At 65.7% G+C, this 23,556-nt stretch carries 21 protein-coding genes and 2 tRNA genes; 15 read left to right on the forward strand and 8 right to left on the reverse strand.

Translation table 11 applies throughout. The annotated features are described in order from the left end of the window. Positions 1-190: 190 nt before the first annotated feature. Positions 191-1,342, reverse strand: coding sequence for an efflux RND transporter periplasmic adaptor subunit (locus tag AB7O82_RS25620; RefSeq protein ID WP_428620495.1), 1,152 nt, complete (start codon positions 1,340-1,342; stop codon positions 191-193). Positions 1,343-1,457: 115 nt separating this feature from the next. On the opposite strand from AB7O82_RS25620, the gene AB7O82_RS25625 reads away from it, so the two are divergent. Further along, a complete protein-coding gene (locus AB7O82_RS25625; protein WP_428537657.1) occupies positions 1,458-2,114 on the forward strand; it encodes a TetR/AcrR family transcriptional regulator in 657 nt (218 codons plus the stop codon). 191 nt (positions 2,115-2,305) lie between these two features. Here AB7O82_RS25625 and AB7O82_RS25630 read toward each other — a convergent pair whose 3' ends face one another. Both AB7O82_RS25630 and AB7O82_RS25635 read right to left on the reverse strand, forming a co-directional pair. Beyond that, positions 2,306-2,608 (reverse strand): putative quinol monooxygenase, encoded by a 303-nt coding sequence (locus AB7O82_RS25630; RefSeq protein ID WP_428537638.1) that lies wholly within the window; start codon positions 2,606-2,608, stop codon positions 2,306-2,308. Positions 2,609-2,726: 118 nt separating this feature from the next. Further along, positions 2,727-4,412 (reverse strand): N-acyl-D-amino-acid deacylase family protein, encoded by a 1,686-nt coding sequence (locus AB7O82_RS25635; protein ID WP_428537635.1) that lies wholly within the window; start codon positions 4,410-4,412, stop codon positions 2,727-2,729. A gap of 205 nt (positions 4,413-4,617) precedes the next feature. Between AB7O82_RS25635 and AB7O82_RS25640 the strand changes: the two genes are divergently transcribed. Beyond that, positions 4,618-5,685, forward strand: coding sequence for a tartrate dehydrogenase (locus tag AB7O82_RS25640; RefSeq protein WP_428537632.1), 1,068 nt, complete (start codon positions 4,618-4,620; stop codon positions 5,683-5,685). A gap of 55 nt (positions 5,686-5,740) precedes the next feature. After that, positions 5,741-6,727: a tripartite tricarboxylate transporter substrate-binding protein gene (locus AB7O82_RS25645; RefSeq protein ID WP_428537629.1), complete on the forward strand. Its 987-nt coding sequence runs from the start codon at positions 5,741-5,743 to the stop codon at positions 6,725-6,727. Here AB7O82_RS25645 and AB7O82_RS25650 read toward each other — a convergent pair whose 3' ends face one another. Continuing rightward, complete coding sequence (locus tag AB7O82_RS25650) at positions 6,728-7,747, reverse strand: alkaline phosphatase D family protein (RefSeq protein ID WP_428537626.1); 1,020 nt, start codon at positions 7,745-7,747, stop codon at positions 6,728-6,730. 92 nt (positions 7,748-7,839) lie between these two features. Here AB7O82_RS25650 and AB7O82_RS25655 point away from each other — a divergent pair, with 92 nt between their 5' ends. Then, the gene (locus tag AB7O82_RS25655) at positions 7,840-8,349 is read left to right on the forward strand and encodes a hypothetical protein (protein WP_428537623.1); all 510 of its coding nucleotides are present in this window, start codon (positions 7,840-7,842) and stop codon (positions 8,347-8,349) included. An 8-nt stretch (positions 8,350-8,357) separates the two neighbouring features. Continuing rightward, positions 8,358-9,197 carry a TauD/TfdA dioxygenase family protein gene (locus AB7O82_RS25660; protein WP_428537620.1) on the forward strand — a complete coding sequence of 280 codons (840 nt, stop codon included), beginning with the start codon at positions 8,358-8,360 and terminating at the stop codon, positions 9,195-9,197. Positions 9,198-9,348: 151 nt separating this feature from the next. On the opposite strand, the gene AB7O82_RS25665 is transcribed toward AB7O82_RS25660, so the two are convergent. The 4 genes from AB7O82_RS25665 to AB7O82_RS25680 form a co-directional block, all read right to left on the reverse strand. After that, positions 9,349-10,542, reverse strand: coding sequence for a CaiB/BaiF CoA transferase family protein (locus AB7O82_RS25665; RefSeq protein WP_428537617.1), 1,194 nt, complete (start codon positions 10,540-10,542; stop codon positions 9,349-9,351). Further along, the gene (locus AB7O82_RS25670; protein WP_428537614.1) at positions 10,539-11,408 is read right to left on the reverse strand and encodes a hypothetical protein; all 870 of its coding nucleotides are present in this window, start codon (positions 11,406-11,408) and stop codon (positions 10,539-10,541) included. The genes AB7O82_RS25665 and AB7O82_RS25670 overlap by 4 nt, the downstream gene beginning before the upstream one ends. Positions 11,409-11,770: 362 nt before the next feature. Then, positions 11,771-13,177 carry a type I glutamate--ammonia ligase gene (gene glnA, locus AB7O82_RS25675; RefSeq protein WP_428537611.1) on the reverse strand — a complete coding sequence of 469 codons (1,407 nt, stop codon included), beginning with the start codon at positions 13,175-13,177 and terminating at the stop codon, positions 11,771-11,773. A 58-nt stretch (positions 13,178-13,235) separates the two neighbouring features. Further along, positions 13,236-13,574 (reverse strand): P-II family nitrogen regulator, encoded by a 339-nt coding sequence (locus tag AB7O82_RS25680; RefSeq protein ID WP_428537608.1) that lies wholly within the window; start codon positions 13,572-13,574, stop codon positions 13,236-13,238. A gap of 197 nt (positions 13,575-13,771) precedes the next feature. On the opposite strand from AB7O82_RS25680, the gene AB7O82_RS25685 reads away from it, so the two are divergent. From AB7O82_RS25685 to lon, 10 genes are all read left to right on the forward strand, one after another. Continuing rightward, positions 13,772-14,938: an aminotransferase gene (locus AB7O82_RS25685; protein ID WP_428537605.1), complete on the forward strand. Its 1,167-nt coding sequence runs from the start codon at positions 13,772-13,774 to the stop codon at positions 14,936-14,938. Between the two features lie 112 nt (positions 14,939-15,050). After that, positions 15,051-15,770: a TetR/AcrR family transcriptional regulator gene (locus tag AB7O82_RS25690; RefSeq protein WP_428537602.1), complete on the forward strand. Its 720-nt coding sequence runs from the start codon at positions 15,051-15,053 to the stop codon at positions 15,768-15,770. A 120-nt stretch (positions 15,771-15,890) separates the two neighbouring features. Next, positions 15,891-16,511 carry a TetR/AcrR family transcriptional regulator gene (locus tag AB7O82_RS25695; RefSeq protein WP_428537599.1) on the forward strand — a complete coding sequence of 207 codons (621 nt, stop codon included), beginning with the start codon at positions 15,891-15,893 and terminating at the stop codon, positions 16,509-16,511. Positions 16,512-16,566: 55 nt separating this feature from the next. Next, positions 16,567-16,643 (forward strand) — tRNA-His (locus tag AB7O82_RS25700). Between the two features lie 84 nt (positions 16,644-16,727). Next, positions 16,728-18,170 carry an NAD(P)H-hydrate dehydratase gene (locus AB7O82_RS25705; RefSeq protein ID WP_428537596.1) on the forward strand — a complete coding sequence of 481 codons (1,443 nt, stop codon included), beginning with the start codon at positions 16,728-16,730 and terminating at the stop codon, positions 18,168-18,170. A gap of 101 nt (positions 18,171-18,271) precedes the next feature. Then, positions 18,272-18,356, forward strand: a tRNA-Leu gene (locus tag AB7O82_RS25710). Positions 18,357-18,378: 22 nt separating this feature from the next. Continuing rightward, entirely contained in the window at positions 18,379-19,743 is a 1,365-nt protein-coding gene (gene tig / locus AB7O82_RS25715) for a trigger factor (RefSeq protein ID WP_428537593.1), read from the forward strand. Between the two features lie 73 nt (positions 19,744-19,816). Then, on the forward strand, positions 19,817-20,464 hold the full coding sequence (locus AB7O82_RS25720; RefSeq protein ID WP_428537590.1) for an ATP-dependent Clp protease proteolytic subunit: 648 nt from the start codon (positions 19,817-19,819) through the stop codon (positions 20,462-20,464). A 141-nt stretch (positions 20,465-20,605) separates the two neighbouring features. Further along, a complete protein-coding gene (clpX, locus tag AB7O82_RS25725; protein ID WP_428537587.1) occupies positions 20,606-21,877 on the forward strand; it encodes an ATP-dependent Clp protease ATP-binding subunit ClpX in 1,272 nt (423 codons plus the stop codon). A 188-nt stretch (positions 21,878-22,065) separates the two neighbouring features. Next, the coding region (gene lon, locus AB7O82_RS25730; protein WP_428620496.1) for an endopeptidase La at positions 22,066-23,556 on the forward strand (1,491 nt) is incomplete at its 3' end.

Genomic DNA, 23,556 nt, shown 5'->3' on the forward strand with positions numbered 1-23,556 from the left:
CATCCAGGCACCCCGCTTCGGCAAAGGTGCCGCCAATAGAAACCCATTGTCGGCCTGCACGGGAATACAAAATGTTGAGGTGAGTCAAAATGACACACCCAAGAGTTGTGTCCACTCCGTAGCAGCGGAGCTAGGGAGGCGACTGACGAGCACGTCCATCTGCGAATGCCCTGCCGAGAAACGGCGCTCGCTAGCGCGCCGCCTGCTGCGGCTGCACGGGCTTGACCTTCTGGCCGGGCTCGAGCTTGTGCACGCCAGCGGTCGCGATCACCTCGCCGGTGTTGACGCCCGAGGCGATGGCGGCGGTGTCGTCGCGCCAGCGCGCGATCGTGACCGGGCGCAGCTCGACCGTGCCGCTCGTGCGATCGACCACCCACACGGCGGGCTGCGTGCCCTGCTGGAAGATCGCAGACAGCGGCACCTCCGCCACCGGCTTGGCGTCGGGGCGTTCGAAAGCGAGCGTGGCCGTCATGCCGAGGCCGATGAACTCCGGCGTGTCGAGGACGGTGAAGCGGGCCGGATAGGTCCGGGTCAAGGGGTCGGCGCTGGGCGACAGCTCGCGCAGCTTGGCGACATGGCGGTTGCCGGGATCGGACCACAATTCGAAGCTCGCGCTCTGCGCCTGACGGACCATCTTCAGCTTGTGCTCGGGAACGCCGACCGATATCTCGAGCTCGTTCGTGCGGGCCAGTCGCACCACGCCCTGGCCCTGGGCCAGGACCTGGCCGACCTCGGCCTGGACGGCGGTGATGACGCCCGGCGCGTCGGCCCGCAGCTCGGTGTAGGCGAGATTGTTCTCGGCCGATGCGAGCTGGCTCCTGGCCTGCTCGACGCGGGCGAGCGCGGTGGCGGCGATCGCCTGCCGCTGGTCGAGCGTCTGCGGCATGAAGGCGGTGCTGCCGCGCAGGTTGAGGTAGCGCTCGTGATCGGCCTTGGCGCGTGTGTAGTCGGCCTCGGCCGAGGCCAAGGCGGCGCGGGCGTTGTCGACGGCGAGCCGGTAGTCGGCAGGATCGAGCTCGGCGATCAGGTCGCCGGCCTTCACCGTGGTGCCGACGTCGACGACACGGGCGACGATCTTTCCGGCGACGCGGAACCCAAGGGTGGTCTCGATGCGGGGGACGACGGTGCCGGCGAGGACGAGCGAGCGGCTACGCTGCTGGTAGACGATCTCGGACACGCGCACGGGGCGCACGATCGGGCCGCTGGTCGAGGGCCGCGAGGCGTTTGCCGCGGTCCAGGAAAGGGAGGCAAGTCCTGCGATCGCCACGGCGCCGATTCCGGCTATGGCCACCACTGCCTTGACGGGGAGCTTGCGAGGAAGCCGATTGAACGCGAGTCGCATGGCGAACGGTCCTTCCAAGGTTTACAATGTTTAGCGATTGTGAACATTGTTAACTGAACATTGATAACTTATCGCCGTTAAGCTATATGTCAAGGGGAAGGAGACGATTTTGACCGTGTTTTCGGCTGTGACGGCGACAGGACGTAAGCGGCGGGGCGAGGGCCATACGCGCCGCGACGAAATCCTTCATGCCGCCAAGGAGCTCTTCCTCGAGCAGGGCTATGATATGACGACGATCCGCAAAATTGCTGACAGGGTCGGCATTTCAGCGCCGGCGCTCTACCTCTACTTCAAGGACAAGGAAGCGCTGATGCTGGCGCTGTGCGATCAAACCTTCGGGCATCTGATCGAGGCTATCGACGAGATCGAGAAGACCGTCTCGGAGCCCCTGGAGCGCGTGCGTCGATTTGGCGAGACCTATGCCAGCTTCGGCCTGACGCACCCGGACGAGTACCGGCTGATCTTCATGGGCGCGCACATCCCCGAGTCGCTGCGCAAGATCGGCCATCGCATGCCGACCGACGATCCGACCCGGCCTGGAGTGGGCGGAGCCCTGGTGTTCAGCCGCCTGGTCGCCATCCTGAAGCAGGTCGAGGCCTCAGGTGTCGCGCTCAACTACCCACCCGACACCTGTGCCGAGCTGTGCTGGATGGGCATCCACGGCGTCGTGGCCGCCATGATCATGAAGCCCGATTTCCCCTGGTCCAACCGCGACCTCCTGATCGAGGGCATGCTGGACATCGTCGCGAAGGGGATCGTGCGAGGGGCGTGAACTCGTATTCCTCGCCCGTACTCGTATTCCTCCCCCGCAATCGGGGGAGGTGGCCCGGAAGGGCCGGAGGGGGAAAGCCCCAGTTGACGTCCATCCGAGGCTGACGTCGGAATCAGAAAGATCTCGACTAAGGCTTCCCCCTCTGCCCCGTATGAACGGGGCACCTCCCCCGACTATGGGGGAGGAAATGATCACGCGTTCTGCAGGACGTGGACGGCTCGGTTGGCCACGAGGTCCTTGTTCTTCTCGCCATAGGCCTTCATGTGCGGCGAGGCGCCATGGGCCTTGAGATCGTCCATGGATGCCCATTTCTCGATGACGACGAGAGTGTCGGGTCCGAACTTGGCGAAGGGGCCGCCATCGGTGTCGATCGTGGCGCCGTATTCGATGCAGCCTTTCTCGGCGTGCACGGCCGGGGCGTTGGCCTTGAAGTTCGCGAGAATCTCGGCCCGCTTGCCGGGCTTGGCGGTGACGATGGCGACGACGTGGATCATGATTTTCTCCTCCTGAATTCTGCCATCCCGAGCGAAGCGCCCGCCCTGAGCGAAGTCGAAGCGAGGAGATCCTCGCAGAACAGCAAATCCCTCGCTTCGCCCGGGATGACAATCTTGGTCAAGCGGCACGGCCGTGGCGCAGCAGGCGACCCGGCAAGGGATCGTTGCCGGCGACGGTGTCCTTGCCATTGCGGCGGATCACCCTGCCATTGACGATGACGGCGTCAATGCCGAGCGCTTCCGACACCAGGCGATCGGCGCCGGCCGGCAGGTCGTAGACTCGCTTGAGCGGCCCGGGGCCTACCGTTCTCGGATCGAACACCACGACGTCGGCCGGGCGACCTTCGGCCAGCAGGCCGCGATCGGTGATGCCGAACATCTCGGCCGGCCGCTGAGTCAGGTTATGCACGGCCTGCTCGATGGTGAAGGTCCTGCGTTCGCGTACCCAATGGCCGAGCAGGTAGGTCGCGTAGCAGGCGTCACAAAGCTGGCTGGCATGGGCGCCGGCGTCGGACAGGGCGATGATGGTGTGCGGATCGGTAATCAGCTCTGCCACCTCCTGCTCGTCGAAGTTCATCACGGCCATGCGGAAGCGTGCCTGCAGGTCGTTGGCGAGGGCGAGATCGAGCGCCAGGTCGACCGGGTCCTTGTCGAGCTTGCGCGCGGCTTCGGTGAGCGGCTGCTCCTCGAGCTCGCGCGCCGACGGCGCCCAGGCGATGATGACGCGGTCCCACCAATTGCGGAAGAGGGGCGTCACCTCGCTGCGCAACTTCTCGCGCCATGCCGGATCGGCGTAGGCGCGGCGGCGCGTGCCGGGCGCCTTGGCCTCCTCCACCGCGAGCTCGTTCATGAACTTCATGACGTCGAAAATAAACGGCTCGGCGAAGGTGAACTCGAAGTTCAGCGGCCGGCAGCTCACTTGCGGGATGACCAGTGCGCCCGACTTGCGCTGCTCGTCGGCGAGGGCGAGTTGCTTGCGATGGCCGCCCGGCCCGTACATGTAGGACAGCAGCGCCGTCCAGGTGACCGGGATGCCGTACTTGCGGCTGACCTCGGCCATGTGCTTCGTCGAGAAGTCGCGGCCGATCGTGACCTGCATCAGGCCGCGCTTCAGCTCGCCCATGACAGAGGCCAGGGCATCCATCTCCCCCACGGTGGCCTGACGGCTGGGCACGGGCTTGCCGGCATAGCCGTTGTGGCTCACCGCCACGGAGGTGCCGAAGCCGATGGCGCCAGCCTCCATGGCCTCGCGCACCAGCCGCTTCATGGCGGCGATCTCGTCCGCCGTGGCGACGCGCTCGGTCGACTCCTCGCCCATGACGTACATCCGAAGCGGGGTGTGCCCGAACAGCGTCGCGACGTTGATGGCCGAGCCGCGCTTCTCGAGCGCGTCGAGATACTGTGGAAACGTTTCGAACGGCCAGTCGACGCCCAGCCCGGCCTCGAGCGCTTCGAGGCTCATGCCTTCGACCTTCTCGAGGGTCTGCATGATGAGTTTGCGGTGGATCGCCTTGGTCGGCGCAACGCCGAAGCCGCAATTGCCGATGACCGTCGTCGTCACGCCATGCCACGGCGAGATGGTGAGCATGCGATCCCACAGGATCTGCGCATCGTAGTGCGTGTGGACGTCCACGAAGCCCGGCGAGACGATCTTGCCCGCGGCATCGATGGTCGTGTCGGCCGGGCCGTCCACCTTACCGAGAGCCACGACCTTGCCGCCCTCGATGCCGAGATCACCGACGAAGCCCGGCTTGCCGCTGCCATCGACGATCGTGCCGCCCGTGACCTTGATGTCGTAACTCATGGCTGCTCCGCTGAACGATGATTCATATTGGCAAGCGACCTGTGCCGGGGCAATGCCGCGCATGCTTTGTGTTCCGGACCGCGGGCGTTCCGCCCGCTCATGAATTCTGAGCGGGCGGGACGCCGCGGTCCGAAAGAGCGATGGAGCTGCAGTTCCATCGCACGACGAATCGCTCTAGTTTCCGCGCGTCACACGGAGGAAATTGATGGCCAGGCATAAGATCGCGCTCATTCCGGGAGACGGAATCGGCAAGGAGGTTCTGCCCGAAGGCGTGCGCGTGCTCGAAGCCGCCGGCCGTCGCTTCGGGTTCCAGCTCGACTTCACCGATTTCGACTGGTCCTGCGATCGCCTGCTGAAGACCGGCAAGATGATGCCGGAAGACGGCATGGAGCAGCTCAAGGCGTTCGAAAGCATCTTCCTGGGCGCGGTCGGCTGGCCGGGCGTGCCCGACCACGTCTCGCTGTGGGGTCTGCTGATCCCGATCCGTCGCGACTTCGACGAGTACGTCAACCTGCGTCCCGTGCGCCTGTTCGAGGGCGTGCCGTCGCCGCTCGCCAACCGCAAGCCGGGCGACATCGATTTCTGGGTCGTGCGCGAAAACACGGAAGGCGAGTACAGCTCGATCGGCGGCCGCATGTTCCAGGGCACCGACGCCGAGTTCGCCATCCAGGAGTCGATCTTCACCCGCAAGGGCGTCGACCGCGTGCTGAAGTTCGCTTTCGAGTTCGCCAGCAAGACCAAGAAGAAGCACGTCACGTCGGCCACCAAGTCGAACGGCATCATCCACACCATGCCGTTCTGGGACGAGCGCTTCGCCGAGATGAAGAAGAACTACCCCGACATCAAGGCCGACCAGTATCACATCGACATCCTGACGGCTCACTTCGTGCGCAACCCCGACTGGTTCGACGTCGTGGTCGGTTCAAACCTGTTCGGCGACATCCTGTCCGATCTCGGGCCAGCGCTGACCGGGTCGATCGGCGTGGCGCCGTCCGGCAACATCAATCCCGAGCGTAAATTCCCCTCGATGTTCGAGCCGGTGCATGGCTCGGCTCCCGACATCGCCGGCAAGTGGATTGCCAATCCGATCGGCCAGATTTGGTCGGGCGCCATGATGGTGCGCCATCTCGGCTATCCCGAGGCCGCCGAGGCGATCGAGCGGGCGATCGCGGCTTCCCTGGTCGAAGGCGGCCCGCGCACCCGCGACCTGGGCGGCAACGGCGACACTAAGACCGTGGGGGCCGCCATTGCGGAGCTTGTGAAGACGGTGTAGCAGCCTGCCGCCCGGCATTCGGACTGGGCCCATTTGGAGCGGGCAGGAGCCGCATATGAAGAGACGCAATCTGATCATTGCCGCCACGGCTGCCGCGGGCGTCGCCGCCCTGACGCAGGGCGCGCGGGCGCAGGCTTATCCCACCAAGCCCATCTCCGTGATCGTGCCGTTCTCCGCCGGCGGTCCGACCGATGCCCTGGCCCGCATCCTGGGTCAGCGCATGGGCGAGATCCTCGGCCAGCAGATCATCATCGATAACGTCGCTGGCGCCGGCGGCACGATCGGAGTCGCCAAGGCGGCGCGCGCCGCGCCCGACGGCTACACGCTGCTGTTCGCCCACATGGGCACCCTGGCGGTCAACATCGCGCTGTACAAATCGCTGCCCTACGACAGCCAGAAGGACCTCGAGCCGGTGGGGCTGGGGGGCACCAATCCCATGGTGCTGGTGGCCAAGAAGGGGCTGCCGGCCAAGGACTTCGCCGAGTTCATGGCCTGGGTGAAGGCCAACCAGAAGAAGGCGCAGTACGGCATGGCCGGCATCGGTGCGGCCTCCCACCTGGGCGGCCTGATGCTGAACAGCATGATGAAGGTCGACGTGCTGGAGATCCCCTACAAGGGGACCGGTCCGGCGCTGAATGACCTCGTCTCCGGCCAGTTCGACTACATGGTAGACCAAGCCGTGAACGTGCTGCCACAGATCAAGGCCGGCAACATCAAGCCGCTCGGCGTCAGCACCCTGAAGCGCCTGCCGCAGCTGCCCGATGTGCCGACCATCGACGAGTCGGGCCTCAAGGGCTACGAGGTCACGATCTGGAACGGCTTCTTCGCGCCCAAGGGCACGTCCAAGGACGTGATCGCCAAGCTCAACCAGGCGCTGCTCGCGACCCTGGCGGACGAGAAGATCCGGGTGCGACTGACAGAACTCGCCGTCGATCTGCCGAGCGCGGCGGAAGGATCGCCGGACGCCCTGCGCAATACCCTGAAGGCGTCGATCGACAAGTGGGTGCCCGCGGTGCGCGCCGCCGGCGTGAAGCCGGAGTAGCTACGCGCTGACTCCAAGCTCGTCGAAGGCGACGACCACGGCGCGGCGCATGTTGCCGCCTTCGTCGCGCAGCGCCAGCGTCAGCTTGCGCTCCCACCAGTCGACATCGGCTACGCCGAAATTTGCCGCCGCATAGAGCGCGCCGAGGCGATTGGGGCCAGCTTCCCTGGCTGCCCAGTAGACCATGTTGAGGCCGCTCGAAGTGACCTCGTAGAGCGGGTAGGAGCCGGGCGGGGTCTCGCGATAGAGCGCGCCGATATGGCGGTCGCCCGACAGGAGCACGACGCCCTTGGCGCCGCTGTCGCGGATCAAGTCCAGGAGCCTCTGGCGTTCCAGCGGCAGGTTGCCCCAGCGCTCCCAGCCGTGGCCTTCGGCCAGCACCTGCGTGCTCGAGACGAGGAGGCGCAGCTCGGCGGGCTTGCGCAGCTCCGCGCCAAGCCATTCCCACTGCTCGGCGCCCAGCATCGTCTTGGCAGGATCGGGATCGGGCACGTAGCGCTCCTTGCCCGGCGCGCCGCGCTGGTCGGTCGGCTTGAGCGGCGAGCGGAACCAGCGGACGTCGAGCAGGATCACCTGCACGCGCATGCCGGGCGGGCCGATGATCGAGGCGGCGTAGATGCCGCCGCGGGTTCGCCGGACATCGTCCGCAGGCACGTTCCAGAACTGCAGGAACAGATCCTTGGCGACGTCCTTGTGGGCGAAATTCCCGCCCCCATCGTTGAGGCCATAGTCGTGGTCGTCCCATATGGCGAGGTGAGGGACCTCGTTGCGCAACCGGGTGTAGCCCGCGATCCCGGAGGCGAGGTCATAGGCGCGCCGCAGATTGGTCGCGTCGGGCGAGTCGAAATCGCCGTAGACGTTGTCACCCATGAAGATGAACAGGTTTGGCTTGTAGGCCAGCACGGCATCCCAGATCGGTTGCGGCTTGGCCTGGTGGGCGCAGGAGCCGAAGGCGATGCGCGTCAGGGGCGGGCGGCCTTGCGCGCCGACGGCGGACGGGGCGAGAGCGGCCGCAGCCATGAGCTGGGCTACCCTGCGCCGATTGAGGATGGTTCGACGATTTAACATTGGGCCACCGAAATGCCAGGATCGCAGGTCTAGTTGGCACCATTGTGAAACGCCATCTCAAACACGCCCTCGAACTGGCGTTCATTCCCGTCGCCGCAGCGATCGTCTTCGTCGAAGAGGTCCTGCTGCGCTACCTCGGCCTCGCCATGGCGGCGCTGGCCAAGTGGCCACCGGTGGCCCGGGTCGAGGGCTGGTTGCGGCGCCTGCCGCCGTGGGCGGCCGTGCTGGCGTTCGCCGCGCCATCGCTGCTCGTGCTGCCCGTCAAGCTTTCCGCCGTCTGGTTCGCCTTTCATCACCGCTACGGCCTTTCCCTCGCCAGCGTCATCGTGGGCAAGATGCTGGCGACCGCGCTGGTTGCCCGCCTCTACAGTATTCTCCATCCAGCCTTGGAAAAATTGAGCTGGTTCGTCCACGCGGAGGCTTGGCTGTTCGGCTGGCGCGACCGCGTCTACGCCTTCGTGCGGGCCCTGCAGGCCTGGCAGAAGGCGGTGGCGATCATCCACCGGCTGCGCTTCTGGCTGCGGGGCTTGGTCTCCGCCGTGTGGTCGCGCTAGGCTCCGCCATGCTCACTGTAGTTCCGCTGAACGGCGCCTTGGGCGCACGCATCGAAGGCCTGGACCGGGCGCGAGCCAACGAGCCCGAGATCGCCGGCCGGATCAATCAGGCGCTTGCCAGGTATCTGCTGGTCGTCCTTCCGGGCGAGCCGATGGCGCCGGCCGAGACGCGTCGCCTTGCCGAGGTGTTCGGCACGCCGCAGAGGCAGCTGCTGCGCTACAAGCGCAGCGGCGAGGTGCCCGACGTGTCGGTCATGGTGAGCACGCTCATGGCCGACGGCTCGACCGACAAGACCGCCATCCGGGCCGAGGACTGGCATACCGACGATTCGTACTTCGCCACGCCGGCCAAGGCCACGTTGCTGCACGCCATCGAGATCCCGAGCCACGGCGGCGCCACGTGGTTCTGCAACATGCACAGCGTCTATGAGTCGCTGCCCGAGGCGATGCGCAAGCGGATCGACGGTATGCGCGCGATCCATGGCTACGACACGAAGCGGGCGCGCAACCGGCCGTCGGTGCGCACGCCGGAGGAGATCGCCGAGACGCCGGACGTCGAGCACCCGCTGGTGCGCACGCATCCGGAGACGGGACGCAAGGCGCTTTATCTCAATCCCAACCGGCTCGACCGTATCGTCGGCTTGGAGCGGGCAGAGAGCGACGCCCTGCTCGACGAGCTGGCCGACGCCGCACGCCAGCCGCAGCATCACCACGGCCACACCTGGACGAAGGGCGACGTTGTGGTGTGGGACAACCGCGCCACGATGCATCGCGTCGTGATCGACTACCCGGTCGGCGAGAACCGCATCATGCAGCGCGTGCTGATCGAGGGGAATCGGCCATTCTAGCTCATGCTCCTCCCCAAGCTTTGCTTGGGGAGGTGTCCGCGTCTCCGCAGCCAGAGGGATCATAGGCCCCAGTCTGAGGTTCATGACCCATCCGTCGCCGTAAGACGGCGACGCTTCCTCAGCGAGCACCAGCGAGCTGGGGAGGAGGCTATTACCGCGCCGCTCCGGACGCCAGCATGCCGTCGATATCCTCCTCGCCGTAGCCGGCTTCCTTCAGGATCTCGCGGGTGTTTTCGCCCAGCCGCGGGGCGTGGCGCTCGTGCTGGCGCTCGCCGCCAGAGAAGATGTTGGCGCGGCGGGTGCGGCGGATGCGGCCTTCGCTCGGATGATCCTCGGGGCGGAAGAAGCCGACATCGGCGAGGTGCGGGTCGGTCAGCAGATCGTCGATCGAGTTGTAGCGGGCCGCCGGGACGTCGAGCCTGTCGAAGATCTCGAGCCACTCCGCTGTGGTCTTCTGGGCGAGGCCCTGCTTGCGCACCTCGAAGTAGGCGGCGGCGTTGGCGGTGCGATGGCCCGGCGTGTCGAAGCGCGGGTCGGTCTTGAGCTCGGGCCGGCCGATCGCGTCGAAGAAGGCGAAGGCCTGCGGATTGGTGTTGGGGCCGACGGTGATGTAGCCGTCCCGGGTCGGCAGCGGCCGGTAGTCGGGACTGAGCAGGCGGCCGTCGCCGCTCGGGCCGACCGGCGGGTCGAAGGTCATGGCGCCCATGTGCTCGCTCGACACGAACGACGCCATGTTCTCCAGCATCGGCACGTCGATCGCCTCGCCGCGGCCGGTCTTCTCGCGACGATAGAGGGCGAAGCCGATGCACTGGGCGGCGATCAGGCCGGACGTGTGATCGCTCATCACCATGGGCACGAAACGCGGCTCGCCCGTCGCCCTCGCCAGCGTGCCGGCGACGCCGGACAGGCTTTGCACGATCGGGTCATAGGCGGGCCGGTTGTAGTAACGGCCGCCGCGGCCGAAGGCGAGGATCGAGCAATGGATCAGCCGCGGATTCTTCGGCGCCAGGCTGGCATAGTCGAGCCCGGCGCGTGCCAGCCCTTCCGGCCGGACATTGCTCACGAACACGTCGGCGCCGGCAATCAGGCGGTGCACGGCCTCGAGCGCCGCCGGCTTCTTGAAGTCGAGCACGATCGACCGCTTGTTGCGGTTGAAGTTGATGAACTTGCCCGACATGCCGGGATTGCGGCTGCCCTGCGCCATGGTTCGCAGCAGGTCGCCGCCCGGCGCCTCGATCTTGACGACGTCGGCGCCGTAGTCGGCCAGGGTGCGCGTGCAGATCGGCCCGACCACGACCGTCGTCAGGTCGATGACGCGCACGCCGGCGAGAGGGCCGTCGCTCACGAGGCGAACTCCAGGTCCATCTCGCCGCACAGCACGCCGTTCTTGTCGGCCGCCCAGATCGAGAGACGGTCGTTCTCCTGTTCGCGGCCGCGCACGTCGATCAGGTCGCCGATCCAGATCGGATGGACCAGGCGGGTGGTGTAGCTGGTGAGAGTTCCCCGGCCGTGGCGTAGGGCGGCGTCGGTCATCAGATGCATCGACAGGCCGCCGTTGGAGACCAGCGCCGGGTAACCCTCCTCGCTGCGCGTGTAGTCGCCGTCGTAGTGGATGCGATGGGCGTTCCAGGTGAGCGACGAAAAGCGGAAGTTGAGCGTGTTGGTGACGTTCGTCCTGTCGCTCCAGGCATGGTCGGTGCGCGCTGGCGTCGGTACGGTGGCCGTGGTCTTGTGGCCGGGCGGCACGGCCGGGCGATAGATCGCGTCGTTCTCGTCGATCGCGATCACCTTGCCGTGCTGCTCGATCGTATGTCGCATGGTGAGCACGAAGATGTCGCCCGAGCGGCCGGACTTGGGGACGATGTCGGCCACCTCGGCCTTCTTGACCGCCGGCTCGCCGGCCCGCAGCCGGCCCATCACCTTGACCCGGCGGCCCGCACCCATGCGGCGCGGCATCGGGATCGGCGGCAGCACGATGCCCTTGTTGGGATGACCGTCGGGGCCCAGCTCGCGCTGCACGATGGTCTCGGCGAAGAAGAGCGTGAACCAGTGCGGAGGCAACTCGGTGCCGCGCTCGAAGCTCGCCGGATCGAGATTGAAAGTGCTGGCGGCGCGCCGCACGGCCATCAGGCCGATATCATCCTCGACGATGCGCACGCGCCCGATCCAGGGCTTGAGTTCCTTCATCGCCTCGTCCATCCAGCCCGACATCGCGTCCGTCCTCCCGTTTACGAAATCGGCGGAGACTTGCACGCATGGGCCAAAAGCAGAAGGGCTCGCTTTCGCAGTCAAACTCCTCTCCAGCTCCGCTCGTGCTCCGCTGGGGAGGTGTCGCCGTCTTCGGCGACGGAGGGGGCATGACTCTTTCGGACCGCGGGCGTCTCGCCCGCTCATAATCATGAGCATGAGCGTGATCATGAGCGGGTGAGACGCCCGCGGCCCACGAATCGTGACCCCTCTGCCCCCGTATGACGGAGGCACCTCCCCAGTGAAGCTGGGGAGGAAGCTGATCCTCGCGCTGGCCAAAAGAAAAGGGGCCCGAAGGCCCCCTTGGAGATGATCTTCCGGGTCGCTCAGATGCTGTAGTACATCTTGTACTCGACCGGCGCCGGCTGGTGTTCCCAGTTGTAGACCTCTTCCCACTTGAGTTCCATGTAGGCGTCGATCTGGTCGTCGGTGAACACGCCGCCCTTGGTCAGGAAGGTGCGGTCGGCGTCGAGGCAATTCAGCGCTTCGCGCAGCGAGCCCGCGACGGTCGGGACCTTGGACAGCTCCTCCGGCGGCAGATCGTAGAGGTTCTTGTCCATCGGATCGCCCGGATGGATCTTGTTCTGGATGCCGTCGATGCCGGCCATCAGCATCGCCGCGAAGGCGAGGTATGGGTTGGCCGACGGGTCGGGGAAGCGGACCTCGACCCGCTTGCCCTTGGGCGAGGCCGAATAGGGGATGCGGCACGATGCCGAGCGGTTGCGCGAGGAGTAGGCGAGCAGCACCGGCGCCTCGAAGCCCGGGATGACGCGCTTGTAGGAGTTGGTGCTGGCGTTGCAGAAGGCGTTGAGGGCCTTGGCGTGCTTGATGATGCCGCCGATGTAGTACAGCGCCGTCTCCGACAGGTCGGCGTAGCCGGAGCCCGCGAACAGCGGCTTATTGTCCTTCCAGATCGACTGGTGGGTGTGCATGCCCGAGCCGTTGTCACCGTAGAGCGGCTTCGGCATGAAGGTCAGCGTCTTGCCGTAGCTGTGGGCGACGTTGTGCAGGGTGTACTTGTACTTCTGCACGTTGTCGGCGGTCTTCACCAGCGTGTCGAAGCGGAAGCCGAGCTCGTTCTGGCTGGGCGCCACCTCGTGATGATGGATTTCCATGACCAGGCCCATGTCGGTGCAGACCGACATCATCTCGGCGCGCAGGTCGTTCATCGAATCGACCGGCGGCACGGGGAAGTAACCGCCCTTGACGCCCGGCCGATGGGCCATGTTGCCGCCGTCGAACTCGGTGCCGCTGTTCCACGGCGATTCGCTCGAGGTGAGCTTGTAGAAGCTGCCCTGCATCTGGACGTCAAAGCGGACGTCGTCGAACACGAAGAACTCGAGCTCGGGGCCGAACACGGCGGTATCGCCGATGCCCGACGACTTCATGAAGGCTTCGGCGCGCTTGGCCGTCGAGCGCGGGCAGCGGGCATAGAGCTGGCCGGTCGAGGGCTCGACCACATCGCAGCTCACGATCAGGGTGGTCTGCGCGGCGAACGGGTCGAGGACCGCCGTCGCAGGATCGGGCATCAGGATCATGTCCGACTCGTTGATCGCCTTCCAGCCGGCGATCGAGGAGCCGTCGAACATCACGCCGTCCTCGAAGGTGCCCTCGTCGGTGGCCGAAGCCATACGGGCGGTGTGCTGCCACTTGCCGCGCGGATCGGTGAAGCGGAAGTCGACGAACTTGACGTCCTTCTCCTTGATCAGCGCGAGAACTTGCTTGGCATCCATCTGTCGTACTTCCCTTTCTTGTGGTTACCGTCCTCAAGCCCCCAAAAAGGCCGAGGTCTCATACGGCTGCGTCTCCGCGCTCGCCAGTACGAATTCGAATTGCGTCGTCGATGTGCGACACGAAGATCTTGCCGTCGCCGATGCGGCCAGTGTGGGCGGAACCGCGGATGGCCTCGACTGCCTTCTCGACCATGTCGTCCTCGATGACGAGCTCGATCTTCACCTTGGGCAGGAAGTCCACGACGTACTCGGCGCCGCGATAAAGCTCGGTGTGGCCCTTCTGCCGACCGAATCCCTTGGCCTCGAGGACGGTGATGCCCTTCAGCCCGATCTGGTTGAGGGCATCCTTCACCTCGTCGAGCTTGAAGGGCTTGATGATGGCTTCGATCTTCTTCATTTCCTTCCGGCACTTTCGCACGCAAACTCAAGCGCTGCCGTGAAGGCAGTTCGCACGAATCCGCAAGAAGCAGCTTTCATGCCAGAGTTACCCACAACTGTAGAAGTGGAACGATGGGTCGAGTGACTGAAAAATGAACCGATTGACCTAATGATGTGCAGAAGTTTGCCTAGAAATTGCCCAATTGGGATTGACCCATGAAATCGGCCAATTCAACGATGACCGCCCTCGGGACGACCGTGTTCGAGGTCATGTCGGCGCTCGCACGGGAGCATCGCTCGGTCAACCTGGGGCAGGGCTTTCCCGACGACAAGGGACCGCTGGCCGTCCGGTCGGCTGCTGCCGAGTACCTGATGGAAGGGCACAACCAGTACCCTCCGATGATGGGCATTCCCGAGCTGCGCCAGGCGGTCGCCGACCATGCGAAGCGCTTCCAGGGTCTCGATGTCGACTGGCAATCGGAGGTGATGGTGACGTCGGGCGCCACCGAGGCCCTGGGCGATTGCCTGTTCGGCCTGATCGAGCCCGGTGACGAGGTCGTCCTGGTCGAGCCCCTTTACGACTCCTACCTCCCGATCGTGCGGCGGGCGGGCGGCATTCCGAAGCTGGTGAGGCTCGAGCCGCCGACCTGGCGGCTGCCGCGCGAGGAGCTGGCGGCGGCCTTCAGCCCGCGTACCAAGCTGATCCTGTTCAACACGCCGATGAATCCCTGCTCCAAGGTGTTCGACCGCGAGGAGCTCGGCGTCATTGCCGGGCTCTGCCTGGAGCACGATGCCTACGCGGTATGCGACGAGGTCTACGAGCACATCGTCTTCGACGACCGCCGGCACGTGTCGATCATGGGCTTGCCCGGGATGCGCGAGCGGACCGTCCGGATCGGCTCGGCCGGCAAGAGCTTCAGCCTGACCGGCTGGAAGGTCGGCTACGTCACGGCGGCCCCCGACCTCATGCGGGCGGTCGCCAAGACGCACCAGTTCATGACCTTCACCACGCCGCCGAACCTGCAATGGGGCGCCGCTGTCGGGTTGCGCCTGGGCGACGACTACTTTGCCACCCTGGCCGGCGACATGCGGGCGAAGCGCGATCGCCTGGGCGGCGCCCTGCAGCAGATCGGCTTCGACGTGCTGCCCGCCCATGGCACCTACTTCGTCACCACCGACTTCCGCCCGGTGGGGTTCAACGGCACTGACGAGGATTTTTGCCGCCACATCACCATCGAGGCTGGGGTCACGGCGGTACCCGTGAGCGCGTTCTACGACCAGCCGGCCAAGGCGCCACGTCATTTCGCCCGCTTCTGCTTCTGCAAGCACGAGGCGACGCTGGACGACGCGATCGAACGGCTGCGCCGGCATTTTTCCCGGTAGGAATGCGAATCGGCCAGTGCGGGATGACTTGGCTTGCGCCGGCGAGCGCCTATACTTGCTGCACTGCGATTGCCAAATTCGGTGATCCGGTCACGCCAAGGCGGTGGCATCGGTGGCAAAGGGCACGGCAGACCTTAACTCCAGCGAGATCTCGGGGCAGCCTGCGGCGCCGGCCCGGGCGACCAGGATCGATGGTCGTCGCCTGCGCAGCGAACGCACCAAGCAGCTCATCATCGAGGCCTATCTAGCTCTCGTGCGCGAAAATCCGGTGGTGCAGATGCCGACCGCAGCGCAAATCGCGGAGCGCGCGGGCTACTCCGTTCGGTCGATCTTCGAGCGCTTCCCCGACCTCGGCAGATTGCGGGTGGCCGCGGCCGATTATGGTCTCGCCCAGGCTGCGGCGCTCGCGCCTGCGCGCAATGTCGATGGTGATCGCCAGGTCCGGATCCGCTCTCAGGTCGAGACGCGGGCTGGGACCTGCGAGCGCGGCATGGCCTTGTGGCGCGTGCTGGTCTTCAGCGCACCGGAAGACGCCGAGCTGCGCCAGCGTGTGCGCCTCGCCCGGGAACGCACCGTCGATCGAATCAGGGTCATGTACCGGCCGGAGCTCGCAACCCTGCCGGACCGGGAGCGCGAGCACTTGTTAATCGCACTGGAGGCGATCACGGACCACGAGAGCTGGGCGCGCATGCGCGAGCAGCATGGATTGTCGTTCGAGGAAGCCTGCTCGGTCTGGATTGCAGCCATCGACCGCCTGTTGCCACCGACGCCGAATGCACGGCCACCTGAGCGGGCATCGGAAACTGTGGCGTCCCCGCCTGGTTGCCAGTAAACTTGTGTTTCCGCGCTGGCGGAAATCCTGCTCTGGCATCACGGGCTCGATTTGGCTCAGGTCCATCGCTCGGATGGTGATGTCGAAGCGGCCGCCGGCGACAGTCGATCGTACAGTTCATTGACCTCTGATCATAGCCCCAAGTCCGCCCGGATCGACGGCCGCCGCCTGCGTAGTGCGCGCACCAAGCAGCTGATCGTCGAGGCGTATATCGACCTGCTGCGCAAGGATCCCCGCATCCCAACGGCGGCGCAAATCGCCGAGCGGGCGGGCGTCTCCGTGCGCTCGGTGTTCGAGCGCTTCAGGGACCTGCATGAGCTCAGGGTCGCGGCAACCGATCATACCTTCCTGCAGGCCGCGACGCTGGCCACGGGGGGCGATATCGAGGGCGACCGGGCGACCCGGTTGAAGAACCACGTGGAAAGGCGAGGGGCGATCTGCGAGGCGTGGCTGCCCCTGTGGCGCGCCATGATGGTCAACAAGGGCGAGTCGCTGGAGCTGAACAATCGGGTGCTGCTCGCGCGCCAGGCGATCATCAAGCGTATCGAGATGATGTATCGGCCCGAGCTGTCGACGCTCCCCGAGGAGCGGCAGCGGCATCTCCTGATCGTCATCGAGTCCCTGATCGACTTCGAGAGCTGGGCGCGCATGCGCGAGGACAACGGCCTGTCGTTCGCCGAGGCTTGCGAGGTCTGGATCAAGGCGATCGACCGGTTGCTGCCGCCGACGCCGGTTTCTTGACGCTCCGGCTGGCCAAGCGTAGGAAGGCGCCCGTCGTCGGGAGCGACCAGTGATGGCGGCCGTAGCTCAGGTGGTTAGAGCGCCAGATTGTGATTCTGGATGTCGCCGGTTCAAGTCCGGTCGGCCGCCCCATTCGCTCCCGCGTCGTAGTTCCTGAAACCGGCAGTGCGCGACCTCCAGGCCAGCGGTGACCTCGTCCTGCTGCGGTGTGCCGAAATGGCTAAGGCAGACGCCGCTGCCATCGCCGGTGGCATTCCCGGCAGCCGGCTCATGGAAGCCGCCGGACGGGCGGTCGCGGCGACGGTCGTGGCGCATAATCCTCGGCGTCCGGTCGTCGTACTGTGCGGCCCCGGCAACAACGGCGGCGACGGCCTCGTCGCCGCACGTCATCTGCAGGAAGCAGGCTGGCCCGTCCGGCTTGGGTTGCTCGGGGCCCGCGAGGCGCTGAAGGGCGACCCGGCCTGGGCGTCTGACGGCTGGAATGGGCCCGTGGAAGCGTTGTCGCCTGCCTTGCTCGAGGGGCGCCCCTTGGTCGTCGACGCCCTGTTCGGGGCGGGTCTGTCCCGGACCATCGAGGGCGCCGCCGGCACGGTCATCGACCGGGCCAATCATGAGGGCCTCCCCGTCATCGCCGTCGACGTGCCAAGCGGCCTGCACGGCGACACCGGCCAGGTGATGGGTCGCGCCCTGTCCGCGGAGCGGACGGTGACCTTCTTCCGGGCGAAGCCCGGCCACTACGCCGTCGAGGGGCTGCGGCGCTGCGGCGTCCTGCACGTGGTCGATATCGGCATCCCGGCCGCGGTACTCGACGTCATCGCACCCCGCCTCTGGGTGAACGGGCCAGCCCTGTGGCGACACCTGCTCGAGCGCGACGGGCTGGCCGACCACAAATACGCCCGCGGCCATCTCACCATCCTGGGTGGTGCAACGGCGACCGGCGCGGCGCGCCTCGGCGCACTGGCAGCCCGGCGGGCCGGGGCAGGGCTCGTGACCATTGCGACGCCCCATTCGGCGATGCCGGTCTACCAGGCTGCGGAGCCTGGCAACCTGATCGTCGAGAGCGAGGAAGCGCCGGCCTTCGGCAAGCTGCTCGCCGATCCGCGCCGCAATGCCGTGCTCGCGGGACCCGGATCCGGGGTCAATGAACGGACGCGGGCCGCCTGCCTGTCGGCTCTCGCCGCGCGGCGCGCGGTGGTGCTCGACGCCGATGCCATGACGGCGTTCGCCGATGTGCCCGGTCAACTGTTCGAAGCCATCGCCGGGCCAACCCTGATGACGCCGCACGAAGGCGAGTTCCGCCGGCTGTTTCCCGACCTGGCCGAGGAGCCGGACAAGGTCGAGCGGGCCCGACAGGCGGCGGCACGCAGCGGCGCGACGATGCTGCTGAAAGGACCGAGCACGGTGATTGCCGCTCCCGACGGGCGCGCGGTGATCAATGTCCACGCCCCCGCCAGCTTGGCGACCGCGGGTTCTGGCGACGTGCTGGCCGGCATCGCCGGTGCCCTGATGGCGCAGAACCTGTCGCCGCTCGCCGCGGCGGCGGCGGCGGCCTGGTTGCATGGTGAGAGCGCCTTCCGGTTTGGCCGTCGCGGCCTGATCGCCGAGGACTTGATCGCGCATCTGCCCGACGCTTTGCACGCGGCGCTTGCGATCAATTGACCGCTCGGCGGGCACAAGCTAAGAGGCGCGCGATTCGGCCCTCGCGGCGCGGCCCGCCGGCGCTGGCCCGGAGATGGGCCGACAACGGGGCCTCTCGACGGGCGGGCGTGGTGAAATTGGTAGACACGCGAGATTTAGGTTCTCGTGCCGCAAGGCGTGGGGGTTCAAGTCCCTCCGCCCGCACCATTACGGAAATGGAAGTGTGACGATGCAAGTGACGGAACTCCCGGCCGAGGGCCTGAAGCGACAATTCAAGATCGTGGTTCCTGCCGGCGACCTGGCGGCCCAGGTCGATTCGCGCCTGGCCGACATGGCGAAGACCGCCCAGATGCCGGGTTTCCGCCAGGGCAAGGTGCCGGTCGGACTGTTGAAGAAGCAGTATGGCCAGGCGCTGTTCGGTGAGGCCCTCGAGCAGGCAGTCAGCACGACCACAGCCAAGGCGATCGAGGATCGCGGGTTGAAGCCGGCGCTGCAGCCGCGCATCGAACTGAAGCAGCTCGAGGAGGGCAAGGACGTCGAGTTCGAGGTCGCCATCGAGGTTCTTCCCGAGATCGGCAAGCTCGACTTTTCCGAGGTCACGCTCGAGCGGCTGAAGGCTGTAGTGCCGGACAGCCACGTCGAGGAAACGGTCGGCCGGATCGCCAAGGCCAATCGCGAGCAGAAGCCGGTCGATCCGCCGCGACCGGCCCAGAAGGGCGACGCCCTCAAGATCGATTTCGTGGGCTCGGTCGATGGCGTGGAGTTCCCGGGCGGCACTGCCCAGGATTACACCCTCGAAATCGGCTCCGGGTCCTTCATCCCGGGCTTCGAGGATCAACTGGTCGGCGCCGAGGTCGGCAGGGTCGTCGAGGTGAAGGTCACGTTCCCGGCCGACTACGGCAATGCCGAGCTGGCCGGCAAGGACGCCGTGTTCAAGTGCACGATCAAGGAAGTCCGCGAGTTTGTGGACCGGCCGGTCGACGACGAGCTCGCCAAGGCCAGCAACTTCGAGAGCCTCGACGCCATGCGCAAGGCCGTCGCCGAGCGCCTCGGCCAGGACTATGCCCGCATCTCGCGCACGATGATCAAGCGCCAGCTGCTCGACAAGCTCGCCGAGACCCACAAGTTCGCGGTTCCCGAGGGGCTGGTCGAAGGCGAGTTCGACGCCATCTGGAAGCGCGTCGAGGAGGCCAAGAAAAGTGGCCAGAAGATCGAGGACGACGAGGAGAAGTTGCGCAAAGAGTACCGCGACATCGCCGAGCGCCGAGTTCGCCTGGGCCTGCTGCTGGCCGATGTCGGGCGGTCGAACGGCATCGACGTCACCCCGGAGGAGCTGAACCAGGCCGTCATGCGCGAGGCGATGCGCTATCCTGGGCAGGAGCGCCAGGTGATGGAGTTCTACGCGAAGAATACCGAGCTCAAGGAGCAGCTCCGCGCCCCGATCTTCGAGGACAAGACCGTCGATTTCATCCTCGAGCTGGCCAAGGTCGACGAAAAGTCGGTTACACCCGAGGAACTGGTGAAGGCCGCCCGCGAGGCCGAAGAGGACCATCCGGCGGAAGACAAGGCCGCGGAAGGGGCAGCGGCGAATTGATGCGCCGCCGGCGGTCTTGAACCGGACCGTCGGCGCTGCCACTTTCATTGTACAGTCACCAAGGGGGCCCGCGATGAGTCGCGAACGCGATCCGCTGGAAGTCTACAACAACTACTATGTGCCGATGGTCGTCGAGCAGTCGGCACGCGGCGAGCGCGGCTATGACATCTGGTCGCGCCTGCTCAAGGAGCGGATCATCTTCCTGAACGGTCCGATCGAGGACAACGTCGCCGGCCTGGTCTGCGCCCAGCTTCTCTATCTCGAGGCCGAGAATCCGACCAAGGATATCGCTTTCTATATCAACTCACCCGGTGGCGTCGTGACCTCGGGCCTCGCCGTGTACGACACCATGCAGTATATCCGCCCGCTGATCTCGACGCTGGTGTTCGGCCAGGCGGCCTCGGCCGGGTCGCTGCTGCTGATGGCGGGCGCCAAGGGCAAGCGTTTCTCCCTGCCCAACGCGCGGATCATGATCCATCAGCCGTCGGGCGGTGCCCAGGGTCAGGCAACCGACATCGAGATCCACGCCCGCGAGATCCTGCTGACGCGGGCGCGCCTGAACCAGATGTATGTCAGCCACACGGGTCGCTCGATCGAGGAGATCGAGCGGGCAATGGAGCGCGACAAGTTCTTCTCGCCGGCCGAAGCCAAGGAGTTCGGGTTGATCGACGATGTCCTCGAAAAGCGGCCGACTCCGACCATCCAGGCGGCGGCATCCTGAGGGGGTTCACGACCAATTGTTTCGTTATCACCGGCCTACACACCATATTTTGATGTTGTAGCGATCCGGGGGGCGAGTTTAACATAGAACAGCGTGCGGGCTCGCCGGAGCGGGCCGTGCAAGCGGAGGTGCGTTACCGTCATGCCAGCCGCCAAGTCCGGGGGCGATTCCCGCAACACCCTTTATTGCAGCTTCTGCGGCAAGAGCCAGCACGAAGTCCGCAAGCTCATCGCCGGACCGACCGTGTTCATCTGTGATGAATGCGTCGAACTCTGCATGGACATCATCCGGGAGGAGAACAAGACCACCCTGGTGAAGTCCAAGGACGGCGTCCCGTCGCCGAAGGAGATCCGCCAGATCCTCGACGACTATGTGATTGGCCAGGATCAGGCCAAGCGCATCCTGGCCGTTGCGGTGCACAATCATTACAAGCGTCTCAGCCACGGTGGAAAGGCGAGCGACGTCGAGATCGCCAAGTCGAACATCCTGCTGATCGGCCCGACCGGCTGCGGCAAGACGTTGCTGGCGCAGACTTTGGCCCGCATGCTCGATGTACCGTTCACCATGGCCGACGCCACGACCCTCACCGAGGCCGGCTATGTCGGAGAGGACGTCGAAAACATCATCCTGAAGCTGCTGCAGTCGGCCGACTACAATGTCGAGCGGGCGCAGCGCGGCATCGTCTATATCGACGAAGTCGACAAGATCAGCCGCAAGTCGGACAACCCGTCGATCACGCGCGACGTCTCCGGCGAAGGCGTCCAGCAGGCGCTGCTCAAGATCATGGAAGGCACGATTGCCTCCGTGCCGCCGCAGGGCGGGCGCAAGCATCCGCAGCAGGAGTTCCTGCAGGTCGACACGACCAACATCCTGTTCATCTGCGGCGGCGCGTTCTCCGGCCTCGACAAGATCATCGCCATGCGCCGCCAGGGCACGTCGATCGGCTTTGGCGCCGAGGTGAGGGGACCGGAGGATCGCCGCACTGGCGAGGTGCTGCGCGATCTCGAGCCCGAGGATCTGCTGAAATACGGCCTGATCCCCGAGTTCGTCGGCCGTCTTCCCGTGGTCGCCACGCTGGAGGACCTCGACGAAGGCGCCCTGATCGAGATCCTGACGCGGCCGAAGAATGCACTGCTGAAGCAGTACCAGCGCCTGTTCGATATGGAGAGCGTGAAGCTCAAGTTCTCCGATGACGCGCTGCGGGCAGTCGCCCAGAAGGCCATCCTGCGCAAGACGGGCGCACGTGGCCTGCGGTCGATCATGGAAACCGTCCTGCTCGACACGATGTACGACCTGCCGTCGCTCGACGGAGTCGAGGAGGTGGTGATCAATCGCGAGGTGATCGAAGGGCGAGCGCAGCCGCTCTATGTGCACGGTGAGCGCAAGGAAGGAATTGCGGCCGCTCCGGCATGAGTCTTGCCGACACGAGTCTTGAATGCCGGCGGCAGCCGCCGCCGGTGGTTTGATGAAGAGGTCTTGAACTACCCCCTGTTCGGGCCAATTTCTGGGAAGAGTGCGCGCGCCTGCGGGCCGTGAATTGCCCGTTTGGGAATCGCGGTCCGGGGTTCGGGTAGCTCTAACAGCGTAAGTTGCGAGGCATCATGAACGCCCCCACTCTTGGCACTACCTATCCCGTCCTGCCGCTGCGTGACATTGTCGTCTTCCCCGGCATGATCGTTCCGCTCTTCGTCGGTCGCGAGAAGAGCGTGAAGGCCCTCGAGGAGGTCATGAAGGACGACAAGCAGATCCTTCTGATCGCGCAGAAGAACGCCAGCCAGGACGATCCCGGCCCCGACGACATTTACCAGATCGGCACGCTCGGCACCGTGCTGCAGCTCCTCAAGCTGCCCGATGACACCGTGAAGGTGCTCGTCGAGGGTGGCCGGCGCGTCAAGATCGTCGGCTACACCGGCAAGGCCGAGTTCTTCGAAGCCAATGCCGTCGACATGGAGGAGGCTGCCGGTGATCCTGCCGAATTGCAAGCCGCCGCACGGACGGTCGTCTCGGAGTTCGAGAACTACGTCAAGCTGAACAAGAAGGTGCCGCCCGAGGTCGTCGTCTCAATCAACAAGATCGAGGAACCGGCCAAGCTCGCCGACACCATCTCGGCCCACCTAGCGCTGAAGGTCGCCGAGAAGCAGCAGCTACTCGAGCTCGACGCGGTGTCCAAGCGGCTCGAGCGCATCCTCGGCCTGATGGAAGGTGAGATCGGCGTCCTGCAGGTCGAGAAGAAGATCCGTAACCGCGTCAAGCGTCAGATGGAGAAGACGCAGCGCGAGTACTATCTCAACGAGCAGATGAAGGCGATCCAGAAGGAGCTTGGCGAGACCGAGGACGGTCGCGACGAGATCTCCGAGATGGAGAAGCGCATCAAGAAGACGCGGCTCAGCAAGGAGGCGCGCGAGAAGGCCAATGCCGAGCTGAAGAAGCTCCGGACCATGAGCCCGATGTCGGCCGAGGCGACCGTGGTGCGCAACTACCTCGACTGGTTGCTGTCGATCCCGTGGCGCAAGCCGACCAAGATCATCAAGGATCTGAAGTACGCCGAGGACATTCTTAACGCCGATCACCACGGCCTCGAGAAGGTCAAGGAGCGCATCCTTGAGTACCTCGCCGTGCAGCAGCGCGTCGACAAGATGAAGGGCCCGATCCTGTGCCTGGTCGGTCCTCCGGGCGTCGGCAAGACCTCGCTGGGCAAGTCGATCGCCAAGGCCACGGGCCGCAATTTCGTGCGCATGTCGCTGGGCGGCGTGCGGGACGAGGCCGAGATCCGCGGCCATCGCCGGACCTACATCGGCTCGCTGCCGGGCAAGGTCATCCAGAGCATGAAGAAGGTGAAGTCGTCGAACCCACTCTTCCTGCTCGACGAGATCGACAAGCTCGGCGCCGACTTCCGAGGTGATCCGTCGTCGGCGCTGCTCGAGGTCCTCGATCCCGAGCAGAACTCGACCTTCAACGATCACTACCTCGAGGTCGACTACGACCTGTCGAACGTGATGTTCATCACCACGGCCAACTCGCTGCGCATGGCGCAGCCGCTGATGGACCGCATGGAGATCATCCGTCTCGCGGGCTACACCGAGGACGAGAAG

The sequence above is a fragment of the Reyranella sp. genome (assembly GCF_050185545.1).
Lineage (GTDB): Bacteria > Pseudomonadota > Alphaproteobacteria > Reyranellales > Reyranellaceae > Reyranella.